The organism is Streptomyces sp. NPDC002845, assembly GCF_053591955.1.
This window is the reverse complement of record NZ_JBSFUU010000059.1, coordinates 44,924-61,146: the sequence shown is the minus strand read 5'-3', so window position 1 is coordinate 61,146 and position 16,223 is coordinate 44,924. Positions and strand designations below refer to the sequence as shown.

At 68.6% G+C, this 16,223-nt stretch carries 11 protein-coding genes and 4 pseudogenes; 8 read left to right on the top strand and 7 right to left on the bottom strand.

The genetic code is table 11. The features are described 5' to 3' along the window. Positions 1-245 precede the first annotated feature (245 nt). A complete protein-coding gene (locus tag ACWD3C_RS33535) occupies positions 246-407 on the top strand; it encodes a hypothetical protein (RefSeq protein WP_451149933.1) in 162 nt (53 codons plus the stop codon). Between the two features lie 259 nt (positions 408-666). Here ACWD3C_RS33535 and ACWD3C_RS33530 read toward each other — a convergent pair. Continuing rightward, a pseudogene (locus tag ACWD3C_RS33530) lies at positions 667-953 on the bottom strand (IS256 family transposase); the annotation flags it as partial. Between the two features lie 302 nt (positions 954-1,255). Between ACWD3C_RS33530 and ACWD3C_RS33525 the strand changes: the two are divergent. After that, positions 1,256-2,359: an amidinotransferase gene (locus tag ACWD3C_RS33525; RefSeq protein ID WP_451149925.1), complete on the top strand. Its 1,104-nt coding sequence runs from the start codon at positions 1,256-1,258 to the stop codon at positions 2,357-2,359. 334 nt (positions 2,360-2,693) lie between these two features. Here the strand turns inward: ACWD3C_RS33525 and ACWD3C_RS33520 are convergent, their stop codons facing one another. Then, positions 2,694-3,011 (bottom strand): response regulator transcription factor, encoded by a 318-nt coding sequence (locus ACWD3C_RS33520; RefSeq protein WP_451149924.1) that lies wholly within the window; start codon positions 3,009-3,011, stop codon positions 2,694-2,696. Between ACWD3C_RS33520 and ACWD3C_RS33515 the strand changes: the two genes are divergently transcribed. Next, positions 3,010-3,699, top strand: coding sequence for a hypothetical protein (locus ACWD3C_RS33515; RefSeq protein WP_451149923.1), 690 nt, complete (start codon positions 3,010-3,012; stop codon positions 3,697-3,699). The two genes, ACWD3C_RS33520 and ACWD3C_RS33515, sit on opposite strands and share 2 nt — an antisense overlap. Before the next feature lie 272 nt (positions 3,700-3,971). Further along, positions 3,972-5,510: an alpha/beta fold hydrolase gene (locus ACWD3C_RS33510; protein ID WP_451149922.1), complete on the top strand. Its 1,539-nt coding sequence runs from the start codon at positions 3,972-3,974 to the stop codon at positions 5,508-5,510. Positions 5,511-6,031: 521 nt separating this feature from the next. Here ACWD3C_RS33510 and ACWD3C_RS33505 read toward each other — a convergent pair. Together ACWD3C_RS33505 and ACWD3C_RS33500 are read right to left on the bottom strand one after the other, a co-directional pair. Further along, positions 6,032-6,133: pseudogene (locus tag ACWD3C_RS33505) on the bottom strand (hypothetical protein); the annotation flags it as partial. Positions 6,134-6,342: 209 nt separating this feature from the next. Continuing rightward, entirely contained in the window at positions 6,343-6,879 is a 537-nt protein-coding gene (locus tag ACWD3C_RS33500) for a DUF2269 domain-containing protein (protein WP_451149931.1), read from the bottom strand. 239 nt (positions 6,880-7,118) lie between these two features. On the opposite strand from ACWD3C_RS33500, the gene ACWD3C_RS33495 reads away from it, so the two are divergent. Both ACWD3C_RS33495 and ACWD3C_RS33490 read left to right on the top strand, forming a co-directional pair. Next, a complete protein-coding gene (locus tag ACWD3C_RS33495; RefSeq protein ID WP_451149921.1) occupies positions 7,119-8,558 on the top strand; it encodes a TIR domain-containing protein in 1,440 nt (479 codons plus the stop codon). A 22-nt stretch (positions 8,559-8,580) separates the two neighbouring features. Continuing rightward, positions 8,581-10,080, top strand: a pseudogene (locus ACWD3C_RS33490) (SPFH domain-containing protein); the annotation flags it as partial. 503 nt (positions 10,081-10,583) lie between these two features. Here ACWD3C_RS33490 and ACWD3C_RS33485 read toward each other — a convergent pair. Then, positions 10,584-11,171, bottom strand: coding sequence for a toll/interleukin-1 receptor domain-containing protein (locus tag ACWD3C_RS33485; protein ID WP_451149930.1), 588 nt, complete (start codon positions 11,169-11,171; stop codon positions 10,584-10,586). 925 nt (positions 11,172-12,096) lie between these two features. Continuing rightward, positions 12,097-12,477, bottom strand: a pseudogene (locus ACWD3C_RS33480) (transposase); the annotation flags it as partial. A gap of 410 nt (positions 12,478-12,887) precedes the next feature. Between ACWD3C_RS33480 and ACWD3C_RS33475 the strand changes: the two are divergent. Further along, positions 12,888-13,124, top strand: coding sequence for a hypothetical protein (locus ACWD3C_RS33475; RefSeq protein ID WP_451149920.1), 237 nt, complete (start codon positions 12,888-12,890; stop codon positions 13,122-13,124). Positions 13,125-13,175: 51 nt separating this feature from the next. Here the strand turns inward: ACWD3C_RS33475 and ACWD3C_RS33470 are convergent, their stop codons facing one another. Next, positions 13,176-14,270 carry a helix-turn-helix domain-containing protein gene (locus ACWD3C_RS33470; protein WP_451149919.1) on the bottom strand — a complete coding sequence of 365 codons (1,095 nt, stop codon included), beginning with the start codon at positions 14,268-14,270 and terminating at the stop codon, positions 13,176-13,178. A gap of 99 nt (positions 14,271-14,369) precedes the next feature. Here ACWD3C_RS33470 and ACWD3C_RS33465 point away from each other — a divergent pair, with 99 nt between their 5' ends. After that, entirely contained in the window at positions 14,370-15,806 is a 1,437-nt protein-coding gene (locus ACWD3C_RS33465) for an amidase (protein WP_451149918.1), read from the top strand. Positions 15,807-16,223: the final 417 nt, after the last annotated feature.

The following is a 16,223-nucleotide window of genomic DNA, read 5'->3' as shown; positions in this document are numbered from 1 at the left end:
TACATCGAAATCTGGTACAACCTCAAACACCTTCACTCGGCAGTGGGTTACCGCCCCCCACGCGAAGTCCACGCTGAATTCGAAGAGTTGCGACTTGCCGCATGAATTGATCGGTCACATCCTTGTCCGAGAAGCGCGAGGCCCCTCACTATCGAGGGCCGCGCGGGCGTGGGGCGAACGGGTGGCTGATCGTTCCCCGGGTCTGTCGAAGCCTGTGGGCCCGGCCGGTCGCCCACGATCCGGTCATGCTGCCGGGATTCCTCACCGGGGTGGTCGAGCTGTTGCTCGGCCGGGAGAGCCGCTCGCTGCACCGTGAAGGCGGCCGGCGGTACGACGGCCGTGCTCGGGGTGATGGTGCTCGTCGGCTCGTGGGCGGTCGTCGCCGCCGGGACCGCACGCCCACGTGACGTCTGCCTGGCGGGAACCGCCAACAGCATCCCTCGCTTCTGGTGGCGTCGCCGGCCGACCCCATGGCCGGATCACGCGGGACGCCTCCCGTCCCGTCGGCCAGATGCCCCGGGGCGCCGCGAGCCGTCCGTTCAGCGGGAGCGCGATCGCGGGCCCCGCCGCCCGGTGGGCCGGCGGGCAGCCCGCGCGCACTGTGGGCGGTCGCCGTCGGGCCGCCGGCCTCACCGAACCGTGCCAGGGCCACGGCACCCGCGACTGGGTCAGCCGGGTGACCGTCGCCGGGGACAGGCTCGCCGAGCTGCCGAGGAACTGCTCCAGGGCGGGCACGAAGTCGCCGGAGGACAGGCCGTGCAGGTAGAGCAGCGGCTGTACCTCGCTGATCTTCGGGACGTGCGGCACCACGGCGACGGGATCGCGGAAGAGAACCGCTCGCGCTCGCCCGTGGCCTCATCGACGCGCTTGTCGTTCACCCGCGGCGCCTTCACTTTGGCCGCGCCGGCCGTGGTGGTGACCCTCCTCGGCTGGTGGTAGCCGTTGCTGAGTACGGACGTGCCTTCCCAGCCGGTGCTGCGCACACCGGTCCTGCTCGGTGACCTGTCGATCAATCACCCGGGAAGGTACGTCCTCCCCGAGCCGATCCACAGGTTCTGGGTATTGCTCTTGTCGCTCAGGCCCAACCCTGCTACGCCACTCTGAGTAAGTATTGGATGTAGTGGGTTACTGATCTGCTGTGATCGGAAGCGATTGAGCATGGCGGTAGTGCACAGGCCCGGCATTCTGACGGCGACGGTCGGCAACGCGCCCCTACGTGGGCTGTGGACCACGCGTGATGTCGGTGCCGTCGGCCATGACTGACAACCCCGCGGAACCCCTCGTGTCGCCGGTCAACTCGCACAACGAGTGGGACCCGCTGGAGGAGATCATCGTTGGGCGTCTCGATGGCGCGACGATCCCCTCCCACCACGCGGTCGTGGCCTGCAACATCCCGCCATGGGCCGCGCGGTTGCAGGGGCTTGTCGCCGGCTTCAGGTATCCGCGTGTACTGATCGAGCGGGCGCAGCATGAGCTCGATCAGTTCGTCACCCTGCTGCAGTCCCTCGGCATCACGGTCAGACGACCGGACGCGGTCGACCACAGGCGACGCTTCGGCACCCCCGACTGGTCGTCGCGCGGTTTCTGCAACACCTGTCCGCGGGACAGCATGCTCGTGATCGGCGACGAGATCATCGAGACACCGATGGCATGGCCGTGCCGATACTTCGAGACCTACTCCTATCGCGCGATCCTCAAGGACTACTTCCGGCGCGGCGCGCGCTGGACGGCGGCACCGAAGCCGCAGCTCACCGACGAACTGTTCGAGGCGGATTTCCGTGTCCCCGAGGCCGGCGAGGCCATGCGTTACATCCTGACCGAGTTCGAGCCGGTGTTCGACGCAGCGGATTTCGTGCGCGCAGGGCGCGACCTGTTCGTTACGCGGAGCAACGTCACCAACCAGATGGGCATTGACTGGTTGCGTCGCCATCTCGGACCCGGCTATCGCATCCATGAGATCGAGAGCCGCTGCCGCACGCCCATGCACATCGACACGACGTTCGTCTTGCTCGCGCCCGGCAAGGTGCTGGTCAATCCGGAATACATCGACGTCGACCGCCTGCCCGAGGTGTTGAGCTCGTGGGACATCCTGATCGCCCCCGAGCCCAACCCGATCGACGAGCACCTGCTCAGGATCACCTCGATGTGCGGCAAGTGGCTCAACATGAACGTTCTCATGATCGACGAAAAACGGGTGATCGTGGAGCGGCACCACACCCACATGCTGCGCGCGCTCGAAGAATGGGGGTTCGAGCCGATCCCCTGCGACCTGCGGCACTACGCGCCGTTCGGCGGCTCATTCCACTGCGCGACACTCGATGTCCGGCGTCGCGGCACGCTCGAATCCCATTTCGACTGATCTGCCCGCCGATGGCACGTGTCAAGGTCCCAGACATGACGTCTTAATCGGGGGTTGAACGCGTTCGGCAACCATTGGGTACTACCTCGATTCCTCGCTGAGCCTCTGTCTCCGCCGCAGCGCCAGGTCAGGCGTTCAAGTGGCATGGAAGCTCTTCGAGTCGAGTTGGGCGGATGTCACTCCTTGACGTTCTCACTCCTGGAGGAGGGAGAACGTCAAGGGGAAGGCTTCGGCGGAGCGGGTGGCGTGACCCACATCGGGGTCACATCGGGCGAACCATGCATTTCCGTACGGGCACGGTGGGTGGTTCGAACCACCCACACGCGGAAGGCCGTCAGATGAGGACGTGCTCGTAGGCGTACGCGGCGGCCTCGGTCCGCGTGGAGACGCCCAGTTTGACGAACATGTTGTTGAGATGGTGGGCGACGGTCTTCTCGCTGATCACGAGCGTGGCGGCGATCCCCCGGTTCGTGGCACCGCCCGCGACGAGCCGCAGCACCTGCGCCTCGCGCGGGGTCAGCCCGCCGGGCCGGTACCGCCGGTCGCCCGGGCCACCGCCCGCGACAGCCGGTCCAAGCGCGCGAGTTGGGGAGCGGCGGCGAGATGCTCGAAGACCGCGCGGGCGGCGTCCAGTCCATCTCGGCCGTGTCATGGGCGCCGAGCAGTGCGCATACCTCGGTCAGCAGGACACGTACCCGCGCCGCCTCGTAGGGGGCCTGAAGCTCCTGCCGCGTCGCCCAGGCGGCACGCAGGGCCTCCCCCGCCCCGTCGGCGTCCCGCTCGGCGAGCAGGACAGCACTGCGGGCGCCGGCCGCGACCGCGCGCAGGTACGGGGATGCGAGGTCGTCGGCCGCCTTGCCGAGTGCACCGGCGGCCTCCCGGGCGGAGTCGACGTCGCCTGCGGCGAGGACGATGTCGACGTACGCGGCGAGGGCCCGAGAGCGCCGAACCCGGTCGCCCTCGGCCTGCGTCGCGGCCCTGCCGATGGCTGCCTCGGCGTCGTCGATCCGGCCCTGGGCGAGCCGCAGCAGGGCCAGACCCGGGCTGCGGCGGGCAGCCCCAACGGTCGGCCCCGGCGGTACTCCTCCTCCGCACGCGTGAAGGCGCCGCGCAGCCGGAGCAGTTCGGCCCGCTGGTGCTGGGCCCTGACCACGGCGGGATCAGCGGTCCCTCCCGCCATATTCGCCAGCAGCAGGTCCAAGGACCTGCGCGACACCGCCGCCACGGTCAGGAACGAGGCGTACGAACTCGGCGCGAACGACGACCCGGGACTGGGACTGCTGCTTGCCATGGCCAGCGACGACGCTCACGGCACTGCGCGGTCTGCGAGGCCCGGCTGAGGCCCGGGGGCGAGTCTCAGAGCCCAGTACTGCTCGGCGGCGTGCCGGTACCAGGAGTGGCGTCAGGCCCGTCGGACCGACATCGCCCAGCCCGGCGGAGCCGCACCGACTCCAGGGAAGTCTCAGGGGGCTGGGGGCAACCCTTGAGGCGCCACCCTGAGGCAACCCTGACCACGTCCCGGTGCCTTCCCTGATTTCCGTCTCGCGCGGTTGTGACCCCGGTTGGCTCACTGCCATGTTCGGCTGGAGGCCAAGCCCGTGATCCATTTCGTATGACCCTCAGAAGGGACTTCATGCAACCGCTCTTCAAGGTGCTCACCGGAGTGCTCGCCGCCGGACTACTCGCCGGAGCGTCGACACCGGGCGTGGCGGCGGTGGATGCCGATCCTCCCGGCAGAAGCCCGACGACGCAGGATGCCATCGACTGGAAACCGTGCCCCCAGGACGCCGCTGCGGAATGCGGGACCCTGCGCCTGCCCGTCAACTGGGCACGCCCGTCGGATGAACAGTTTGATCTCGCGGTGGCCCGTCGCAAAGCGACCGATCCAGCTCGCCGGGTCGGCGTGCTGCTGGTCAACCCGGGTGGACCGGGCGCTTCGGGTGTGGACTTCGCCTTGCGCGATGCCCCGGCTCAGTTCAGCGCGGAGGTCCAGGAGAAGTTCGACATCGTCGGGTTCGACCCGCGGGGTGTCGGTGGCAGCGAGCCAGTGAAGTGCTCGAAGGAGCTGCTGGACCAATGGCCGTCCGCATACCCCCGCAACCAGGCCGAGTTCGATCAACTCGCCGAGTTCAACCGCACATTACGCCAGGACTGCCGACGGCACAGCGGTCCCGTCTTCGACCACGCCGACACCTTGAGCGTCGTCCGGGACATGGACGCGCTCCGCGGGGCGCTGGGCGAGAAGAAGATCAATTACTTCGGTCACTCCTACGGCACGCTGATCGGCCAGCAGTACGCGGAGCAGTACGGTGACCGGATCCGGACCATGGCCCTCACCGCGAACATCGACCACAGCCTGGGCGCCCGGGAGTTCCTCGTCTCCTCGGCGGCCACCGCGGAGGACTCGTTCCACCAGTTCGTGAAGTGGTGTGAACGCACCAACTCGTGCGCATTGCACGGCCGGGACGTCACCGCCGTATGGGATGGCCTGCTCGCCAGGGCGGACCGGGGGGAGATACGCGATCCGGAGAGCCCGGACCAAGTTCTCACCGCGCACGCGATCACACTCTTCGCCTTCCTCAAGTTCTACGGCCCGGACTGGGACGAGCTGGCCACCTATGTGGCCGGGCTCGACGCGCAGGAACAGGAACCGAAGGAACGGTGGCAAACTCCGCAACCTCAACCGCGGACGCCGCAGGGAGCGGAACAGCAGACGCGCGCGGAACCGTTCTACGCGGTGTTCTGCCAGGACTGGCGGTTCCGGCCGAAGGACTACCGGGAGTACGCCAGTCTGACCGAAGCCGAACTCCAAGCCGCACCGCACATGCGCGGCACACCACGCGTGCACGCCGCGGTGGCCGGCTGCGTCGGCTGGCCGAACGAGGTGAACAACCCGCAGCACCGGCTGCGCATCACCGAGGCACCCAAGATCCTCATGCTGCATTCGCTGCACGACCCGGCGAACAACTACGCGTGGGCGACCAATGTGCACCGGCAGACCCGCAGGACGACCGTTCTGCTGCCGTACGAGGGCTCGGGACACAGCGTCTACGGCCGCAGCGGCTGCACACGCGGCGCCGTCGACGATTACCTCACGGAGCTGAAGATCCCGAGCGCCGGGAGCCGCTGTACCGCCGCCGCAGACAACTGATCACAATGGGATAACAACACCGGTCGACGACGACCGAAGGCACGCGTCCGTGCGCCAGGTCCCCACGCGCCGGTTCGGTCATTCGTGCGCCCAGCGCGGCAAGAACCGTCCAGATCCCCGGCCTGAATCGGCCCAGCTCCCACATCCAGCTGATTCAGTCGGAAGCTCAGCGGCGAACTCACAGCCATTCGCTGACACCTGTCCATCCACCCAGCAGGCCGCCCCGGTAGCACAACGCCAGGGCGGCCTCTCTATGTCATCGGCCGTCGCCGGAACCAGCGGTCCTCCGCCATCTCCGCTCCTGGAAGCGGAGCGGGTTGCCACGTCTCATGAGACGTGCGGACCGCGAAGAACACCTGCACGTCCACCTTTCCGACGTCGATCCCCGCACAGCGTTCGTGGATCACGTCCATGGCTCGGGGCACGCAGCCCGGAGACCGCACGCCGCCGAGCACCTCCGGGGAGCGCCGCCGACCGACGCGACAGCAGGGACGTTCCGCTCAAGGGATGCACGTCCCCACTCACCATGCCCCAACAGCCGGTAGTGTCCGATGTCCGCGTACCCAGCCGGACAGGACATAGCCGGCGGTGCGGCCGCGGATCTCGGCTCTCACCGGACGCGTGGCGAGCGCGTACGCGAGCGCCGCCGCGGTCGCGACCCCGGTGGTGAGCGTGCCTTCGCCGTGGCCCGGCGCAACATTTCGCTGCGCCGGGCCACGGCGACGCGAAGGCCCTCGCCGAGGCGGTCGTCTTCCTCGCCTCGGACCGGGCCGGGTTCATCACCGGGCAGGCGTTGCGAGTCGACCGCGGCATGCAGCGTCCCCCGCGTCGGTCAGGCTGTCTGGCGGACGGGTGTGGTGTCGGCCGGTTTGCGGGCGGAGGCGCGCAGGGCTTGGCCGCGGCGGGTGAGTCCCCAGGGCTTGAGGATCGAGATCACCGTCATGAAGATGTAGGCGGACAGGGAGACGACCGGTCCGAACAGGACATCGCCGGCGTCGGGCAGTGGTTCGCCCGCGGTGACGGCGGTGACCGCTGAGTTCACCCCGGGGCGCAGTGCGAAGAGGGTGGCGGTGGTCGTGGCCAGGGTCAGCCAGAACTTCGTGTAGACCCATCGGTGCCTGGCCAGTCCCCACGGGGTGCCCAGGGACAGCACCAGACCGGTGAGGAGGGTGAGGAACGCGACAGGCAGCAGGAGCCAGTCGGCGAAGAGCTTCATGGCCCGGACCGAGGCCTCCACGGTCACCGCGGAGGCGGTCGTGGCCGCGGTGGCCCCAAGGGCGAGCAGGCCGAGCGTGAGCCCGAGCCAGCTCGCGGAGGCGGATACATGGACAACGAGAAAGGCCCGGCGTGAACGGCGGCTCAGCTTCATGTTCATGTACAACACCGTGCCGGGCAGGGCGGCGCGGGGCGTCTGACAGCGGGAGTAACCCCGTGTACGAGCCTCGGCGTAGCTGATCGGGGGCACGCTGCTGCTCACCCTTGACCCCGCGTCCGCCGTAAGCCCATCCGCAACGCGAACCTGCGTACGCCTTACTGCCCATAACGGCGCCTCTCGTTATCCTGGAGTGTCACAGCGCACTCACTGTGCGTGCTTGCGGGGGAAACGCGGTGTATGACGTATTCATCTCTTACGCGGCTGATGACGGCGACTGGACCGGTATGCTCGCGGAGCGTCTCAGGGCACATGGTGTGCGCGTCTTCTTCGACAGATGCAGCCTGCGGCCGGGCGACATCGTGGTGCACGAGCTCGAAGAGGCGATCCGCGCGTCCAAGCACGGAATTCAGGTCGTCGGCCCGCGCACCATGACCGAACCGTGGGCGCGGCAGGAATACGCGGCGCTTGTGCAGGCGTCGGCCAGGCGGGGGCTGAGGCTGATCCCGGTGCTCTGCGGCGGTGCCGACATTCCCGACTTCGCCGCGACGCGGGTCTGGGTGGATTTCCGCCAGCTGAGCGGGCCCGCGTTCGATGTCAAGGCCGCCGAGCTGGCCGGCGTCCTGCGCGGCGAGCAACAGGTCCGCAAAGACCGCCCGGACACAGAATTACTCGATCTCATACGCCCGCGGACGCGGCGGCCGCCCACCGAGTCCGCGCAGCCCGCATTCGTCGTCTGCTACGCCCGCGCCGACGCCGACTACGGGGAGCGGCTGGTGGGCCAACTCTCCGGTTCGGGCCTGCCCGTATGGTCTCTGGGACACCTCAAGTGGGGCGACGACTACATCTGGACGATCAGACAGCGGCTCCGGCACGCCCTTGCGGTCGTCGTCCTGATGTCGCCCGAGGCCGAGGAGTCCGAGGACGTCACGCGGGAGATCCTCGAAGGGCAGCGCCACAGCCGCGAGTTCTTCCCCATCCTGTTACGTGGAGAACGCAACTACCTGCTCGCCAGCAGTTGGTACCTCGACGCCAGGAACGGTGATCTGCCCGGACCCGACGCGTTGCGCCTGCTGCGCCGCCTCCACGACTCCCCCCGCTCCCATGGCTCCCACCGCTCCCACCGCTCCGACCGGCAGCCCGCCGCACCGCGAACTCCTGCGGTCCTGCCGCTCCCGGCGGCTCGGCCGCTGGTACCCGCCGTCCGCTCTCCCGCCCGCAGGTCACTGATCACGCTCGAAGCCCTGCTCGCCGAGCACGAAACCGAGCACGCCGATCTGCTGACTACGACACTGCTCCTGGAAGCGGTCGACAGACTCGAAACCGGGTGGCTGCGCCGATCCGACGGGAAGCGCCTGCCCGAAGCCCTGCTCTCCGGGATCGACTCCCTCTGGTCGCGATTCTCGGGCGGGGCCTACGGCTTCGGTGCGCAGGTGCGCCGCGCCCGTGTGAGAGGCGGCCGGCATTCGGACTTCATGGCCCTCTCCGTGGGATACGGCTGGCGTTCCTCGCCGTACGAGACCGTGCCCAAGTACCGGCACTTCACCGGCGGGGCAGGGAACCACGCTTTCTTCCCGACACTGCGCAACCCCCAGAGCGAGCAGTATCGGGACTGGTACGACCAGTGGACCGAGACGGTGCTCGCCGTACATCTGCGGCTTCGCGAGAGGGGATGACTCTCCGTTGATCCTGTTACTGGTGCTGTTGTTGGTTGTGGGGATCGTGGCCTTGAGCAGTCTCATCGGCTACGGGGCGGGCAGATCGAAGCATGAGCGACCATCGCGTTCAGCACGGCAGTCCGGCGCTCTGGCCGGATTCGGAGCAGGCGTGCTGGTCTCCTGGGCGGGTCTCTGCGTGGTGCCCGCGGGCCATGTCGGCATCGTCCACAAAAGGTTCGGGAAGGCCCATCCGGACCAGCGCTTCAAGCGGATCACACCCCACGACGCGCGCGGTGTCCAGGCACGCGCCCTCCTGCCGGGCCGACCGTACTGGCTCACCCCCTTCGTCCACAGCGTCGAGTTCGTACCGCGGATCCATGTTCCGGCGGGACAGATCGGACTCGTCGTCGCCACTGAGGGCGCCAAGCGCGACCCCGGCCGAGTCCTCGGCCGGTACGTGGAGTGCGACAACTTCCAGGACGGACCGGCGTTCCTGCTCGGCGGCGGCGAACAGGGCAGACAACTCGCGTTCCTCCGCGGCGACAGCTCGTACTACATCAACACCGCCCTCTTCCAGGTCGAAGTCGTACCCCGGACCTACGTGGAACCGGGCACGGTCGGACTGGTCATCGCCAAGGACGGCGCCATCCGGCCCCCGGACCGTCCTTTCGGCCGGTACGTGGAGTGCGACAACTTCCAGGACGGACCGGCGTTCCTGCTCGGCGGCGGCGAACAGGGCAGACAACTGGCGATCCTCACCGGTGGCACGCACTACGACATCAATCCCTACCTCTTCGAGGTGATCACCAGCAGCAGCGTGGGGCGTTCGGGTCGGGGCGGCTCGGACGGTCTCGGTACCGGGCAACTGAAGGAGATCGCGATCCCTGTCGGGCATGCCGGAGTAGTGATCACCCTGGACGGCGCCGAGCCCGACCGGGCAGAGCGCAGGGTCGGCCCGATCGTCAAAGGCCACAGCAGCTTCCGTCTGCCCTGGGTGTTCCTGGGGAGCGGAGGGTGGCGGGGCGTACAGGAGGAGACCCTCGGCGAGGGCTCTGTCTACGCGCTCAACCCCTGGTTCGTACGCGTCGTACTCATACCGACCCGCCTGCTCATCCTGGACTGGAGCAACAAGGGCAGTTCCCAGTCGGACAACAACTACGACGCCGCGCTCGACCGGATCAGCGTCAACGTCCAGGGGCACCGGCTCCAGGTGGAGCTCCGGCAGACGCTGAACATCCCCGAGGCCGCCGCTCCCCGGTTGGTCAGCGAGTTCGGCGACTCCTCGACGTCCGGGGTGGGCGGCTTGGTCAACAACCCCGCCCCAGTACAGCGGTTCGTCGAACGGGTGCTCGGCGGCGCCGTGGACACATACTTCAACGGCATCGCCGCCGAGTCCACGGTGGAGGAGTTCCTTACCCAGTACGCCAGCATCCGCACAGACCTGGCGGCGCAGGTACGCAATGCTCTCGCCGGGTGGGGAGTCGAAGCGGCGAGCACCAACCTGGGTGAGTTCGAATCCCTGGACGGTGACCTCGACAAGGCCCGCAAGAGGGTGTTCGAAGCGCAGACACGCACCCAGGAACTGGAGGAGCAGAAGAAGAACGCCCACATCAAGGCGGAGATCCGGCACATAGAGCTCGCGGCCGAGCGGGAACACGTGCTGCTGGACGTCGTGCAGCTGGAGCGCAAGATCGAGCTTCTCGGCCGGGACACCGTCGCCATGCAAATCTTCCTGGCGGAACTCAAGCACATGAACGTGCCGCAGGTCGTCAGCGGGGACGCGGAGTCCTTGCTGAAGTACCTGCCCATGCAGCGTGCCTGGAGATCATTGACGGGGCGAAGCGGCATGCCGAACAGTCCGCCCTGCCGCAGAGCGCCCCGGCCGACGAGGACCTTGGGGTCGGCGACGACGGAACGGAATAGGGCTCACTCCACGTCGGACCGTCCCGTCTGCCCCTCTGCCCCCTCCACCCCGTCTGTTGCCCCCTCCACCCCGTCTGTTTCATCTGTTCGCCGATCCCTCTGTCGATCGATCGGGCCACGTCAGCGGTCACGCAGCGCCCGCGCGATCTCGTCGACCCGTCGCTCATACACACCGTCGTGCCCCGAACCGTCGCCCAGCCCGCGAAAGTCCGCGAAATACCGGGTGGCGGCGAACTCCGGCAACTCCACGTCCCCCACCACGACAGGGATGAACAGCCGGCCGGACTCGATCGACGGCTGCATCAGGGCGGCGTACTCCTGCCTGACCCAACCGCTGCTCATCGACGCCGGGCTGAACACCAGCAGCCCGTGCGCCGCCTCACGGATCGCGTTCTCGACCGTGTGCACGCGGATGCCTCCCGGCCTGCTCACGACCTCGTCGTACGCCACGTTCAGACCCTTCTCGCGGAGCCGTGCCGCGAACGAACGCACCCAGTCGGCATCTTCGCGGCCATACGAGACAAAGACGTCGTAGCGCGCGGAGCCTTGAGCAGACGGCGCCGGTGCGGGCAGTGGTACCGGCGGTACGGGGCGGTGCCGGCGCCTGGACAGCTGGTGGCGAACCGTCACGTAGGCGAAGTAGGCGCTGACGACACCGGCGACCGTGCCGACCGCGCTCAGGAGTAATCCTGTCGTATCCACAAACATCAGGCTAATGTCCTGCGCCGGTAGTCCGTCGTTGGATCTCGTACGGGTTCTTCTGCTGGTGTGCCGGTGCCGCGTCGTGGTCCGAAGGCGAACTCCGCCAGGTGTTGGCGTTACAGGCACGGATCGTGTTGGTGTGTCATCACCTGAGCCGAGCCTTCTGAATTCGCAAGCCGCCCGAGAGATTCATGGTCAGGGCTCAAGGGCCGAGATCGTGAGACGGAATGCCATGGGCCACGAATGAGACAAGGCGACAGAACCCTGCTCGGCGCGCCGGAACAGGACGTTCCGAATGGGAACCCACAAGCGGGCCGTACAAGCTGCGGCGGTGCTGAGGCCGGCCTCCCCACCGGATGCCTCTCTCACCGCAGATGCGGGCGGGTTCGCGGCGCCGGACGGCCAGGACATCCTGCTGGCGGGCGTGGGCGTCGCGCCGGCACAGGCAGGCATGCAGGGCACAGGTCTGCACGGTGCGGTTGGGGTGGTCGGAGCTGGCCAGAGTGAACTGCCCCGATCAAGGCGCACTTCGGGCCGTTGCTGTGGATCGGGGCACCGTCCGAGCGGGTGGACCGGATCGATTTCAACGCCACGAGGGTGTGGTCGGCGCCCTCGCGGCTCCGGTTGACGCCCCACACCCGGTCCCCGCCGACCGAGTAGCAGCCGTGGAGGTACCACGCCCTGGGCGCGATGGCAGGTCGCCGACGGTCGGTCCCTCTCGCCCCGTCGCGCCCAACGGGACCCGGCGACCGGCCCGATGCCCAGCGGCCCGAACGCGTCGAAGGCAAGAGTGCGGTCCGGACACTCGTACAGGACGTACTCGATCCGCTCCAGCCTGCCCCGTACTCGGGTCCGGGAATTCCTTCCAGGTCTTGGTGCCCCAGAAGCCGGAGCTTGCCCGACATGTGATGGCCGTCGCCACGACGAAGTGTCAAGCGGCAAGTTGGGCTGGGAAAGCAGTCTGTTCGTCGAACAGTTCGTGTTTCTGGAGGCAGTGGTAGAGCTGGCCGAGCATGCGGTTGAAGAGGTTGCGCTGGGCGGCCGCGTGCCCGTCTCCGTGTTCGTCACGCCGCCGCCGGTAGTGCGCCTTGGCGCCAGGTGAGGCGGTGATGGCGGAGAACGCCCAGAGGTAGCCGAGGTGGTGAGCCGGTCGTTCTTGGCCCACCGGCGGGTGACGCTCGACTTCTTGCGGGAGGCCCGGGTGATGGGCGAGGAGCCCGCATACGCTGTCAGACCGCGAGCGTCGGCGAACCGTGTGTGGTCGTCCCCCGATTTCGGCGAGGCCCCGGGCGCCGAGCTGGGTGCCGAGCCCGATACGTTGCAGGGCTGCGCCCTGCAACGTATCGAGGACAACACCGGACGGGCCCTCGGCGGGCCGGGAGTTCTTCTTCACACAAGGCCCCAACTTCCGCCGACGGCCTGTACGTTGCGCACCGAATCGGCCCCGCCGCGGCGGCCCCGCGCCTGCTCACCGCGGCAGGTACGGCCCGATCCGGTGCGGTCAGCCAGCCTCGTTCGGACAGCTTCCGCAGCTTTCCGCGCACCGGTTCCACCTCGCCCGGCGTGGTACCCCGGCCCAGGGCGAGGGCCACGTCCTTGGCCATCACCGGCCCGCTGCCACCCTCCACGATCTCCATGATCTTCTGCTAGTCCCGGGGCAGCGCCTCGACGCCCATGCCGTCGGCACGGTGCGGCACCAGGAACCTCCCTCCCGCCCCGGGCGTGACCTGGGCACCGCCGCTGTCCCCGCCGGTGGGCTCCTCCAGTGCCTCGGCCCAGGCCGTCTTGGTCGGGGTGTCCAGCCTGCCAGTCCTCCAGGTACTGGCGGAAGACGACCTCGGCCGCCTCCAGCCCGGCCACCTCCGCCTCCGTCTCGGCCAGCTCCTTGCGCAACTACTCGGCCGCTCGGCCAGCATCACGCGGCGCTCCATCACCCACGCCGGCACGTCCGGCACATGAAGCTCCCCTCCCTGCGCCGCCTCGGCGGTCCTTCCGGAGCGTAGGGGGCGGCTACCGGACCCGTCGGCGATTCCGGGGAATCCGGCAGCCGTCCTGACGGACGAGCACCCCGGCACGATCACGCCGACGAGCGGCACGAGCATCCCACCCACCACTCACGCCAGGCCCGTCGCCAGCGACTTCAGGGTGGAAATCCCCAGTGTTACAAGCGCAACTGCCTGGCGTCTTGGAGAAAAGTTCCCCTCGTGACCAGCGCCACCGGCCTCGCGCCGACCGGGTGCTGACTGCCGTGTCAAGCCTTGGACAGGTATGCGGGAGCGCGGCCCACGCGACGTCGTCCACCGCGAGCCACGGGGCGACCGCAACGGCCGTGGGCGTCACCCCGGCGAAGGCCATGACATCCCGATGGAGGTGGGACTGGTCGACGTAGCCGATCTCCGCCGCCACCAGTGCGGCGCTGTGCCCCATGGCGAGACGGTGGGCCGCGTGGTCGAAACGGACAAGCTGAGCCGCGCGCTTGGGGTTGAGGCCGAGCTGGGATCGGAACCGGGACCACAGACGCTTACGGCTCCATCCGACCTCGGTTGCCAGCCGCTCGACCCGTACCCCTCCCAGGTTCGCCACCATCTGTCCCCAGACGAAGGCGACCTCCGGATCGACCGCTCGGCCTGCCTCGTATCGTCGAGCGAGCATGGCCTCCGCGATCGCGAACCGGTCGTCCCATAACCCGGCAGCGCGCAGTTGCTCCTGGGTTCGCGCGGCGTCGCTGCCCCAGAGGTCATCGAGGGAGACCACCATCCCGCCCGACTCCGAAGAGGCGCCCAGCACCGCGTGCGCGACCACCGGCGACAGCCGCATCTGCAGGCACTCGATGTCACGGCCGCGCCCGCGAACGCCGCCGGGCACGAGTCCGACGACGACACTGCCGTTCTGCTGCCGGCCGCTGATGTCGTCGACGGCGAGCGGCCCCTCGCCAAGGTTGACGGCCACCGTGACAGCCGGGTACGGGACCACGCTCAGGTCGACGAAGTCCGTGGTACGAGCGCGGAATCCGGCCATGCTGACCCCCGGCAGCGGGCCGGGCCGCGACGGGGTGGCGATGTCCCACACCGCCGCAGCGTCATGAGCCGACTCGGCGGATCGCATGTCGTCAAGGTACGGAACATTCGTCCAAGACGCGATATCGCAGACGCGACGACACTGACGGCTTCTGTAAGCACCGCGGACCAGAAAGGACCGCTCGTGATGCGCTCGCCGATTGACCCGTTCACGCCGGCCGTCGAGCTCGCCGCAGCCATACGCCGAAAGGAGGTGAGCCCGGTCGAGGTGGCCGATTGCTGTCTTGAGAGGATGGACGAGTTCGACCCTCGGCTGAACGCCTTCTGCCACCGGGCCGACGACGACGTCCGCAAAGCCGCGTCTGCCGCAGCTGATGCAGTAGCGCGGGCCGCGTCGACCGAAGACCTCCCGCCGTTCCACGGCGTCCCGCTGCCGATCAAGGACCTCCTTGACGTGGCCGGATGGCCCACCACCCATGGGTCCACTGGCGCCGGGCAGGCGCCGGCCGCAGCATCGGACCCGGTCGTGCGACGGTTCGTGGACGCGGGGTTCGTCCTGCTCGGCAAGACCACCACCTCTGAGTTCGGCACCCTGCCCTTCACCGAGAACGAGGCCCTGGGCATCTCGCGCAACCCGTGGGAGCCGGACCGCACGCCAGGCGGGTCGTCGAGCGGAGCGGGCGCTGCCGTCGCCGCCGGGATGGCGCCCATCGCCCATGCCGAAGACGGCGGCGGGTCGATCCGCATCCCCGCGTCGTGCAACGGCCTCGTCGGGCTCAAACCCACCCGCGGCCTGGTCACCAACGCGACCGTCAACGTAGAAGGTTTCGCCACCAGCGGCGTGCTCACCCGCTCGGTGTCAGACACCGCGGCCGCCCTCGATGTGCTGGCACGCCATGATCCGGCCGCGTGGTGGTCACCCCCGACCCCGCACAGGTCCTTTGCCACCGCGATGAAGACGGACGCACCGACCGGGCTGCGGATCGGCGCGCTCACCGACTCTCCGATCGACGGGATAAGCGTGGCCCCGGCGTGCACGGCAGCCGTCGGCGTCGCTCTTCGGACGCTCGAATCCGCCGGTCACCACGTCGTCGACACTCGCCTTCCGCTGCCCCCTGCCGACGAGCTGGTCGCGGCGTTCACGACCATATGGAACATCGGCGGCGCCGGGATCGCGCTCGCGGACCCGGACCGTGTCGAGCCCCACAGTCGTGCCCTGCGTGACGCGGCACGATCGATCGACTCGTGGGCCTACGCGGAAGGGGTGCGGAAGACCCAACAGTTGTCGCGGCGCATCGTCGAAGGTTTCCTCGCCGGCTTCGACCTCCTCGTCACGCCCACGATGGCGTGCCTCCCGCCGCTCGTCGGTGCCTGGCGGGCAGGCACCGACGACGATCCCCTGATGGCACTGCTGAACAGCTACCCGATGGGGGTGTTCACGTCAGTGTTCAACGTGACCGGACAACCGGCGATCTCAGTCCCCATCCACCACGACGACGCCACCGGCCTGCCCGTCGGCATCCAGATCATCGCCGCACCATGGCGGGAAGACCTCCTCCTCCAGGTGTCTCGCACCCTCGAACTCGCACACCCCTGGACCGATCGCCGCCCGTTTGTCAGCTGAGGACGGAGGCTCCTCCCGATGGGGAGCCCGCTTCGCAGCTACTCGACTTCCCGCCCCTTCGTCGAATTCGCGATTCGGTCGACGCGGGAGCGGCTGTCAAAGCCGCAAGCCCTCCGCTTAGCACGGGGAGAAGCCTGGCGCGTCTGACCGGACACTACGGCAGGTGGACATCGAGTGCCCCGAGACGAATCCCCCGTTAAGTCCGGAAGTCTGGGACAGCGTGGGGCCGCCGAGGCGCGCCTCGGCCTCGACGAACCTCAGCAGGCGCTGCGGCAAACCCTTACGCCGAACGCCCGCGAGCGCACGGCGGACGGCGGGTGCGACCGGGGCGCCGGGGCAGGGGCCGCAAGGCGAGGCCCGTATGCCGCTCGGCCAACGCTTCGATACGCGCATCAGCGGGGCGACCCTTCTTCGGCC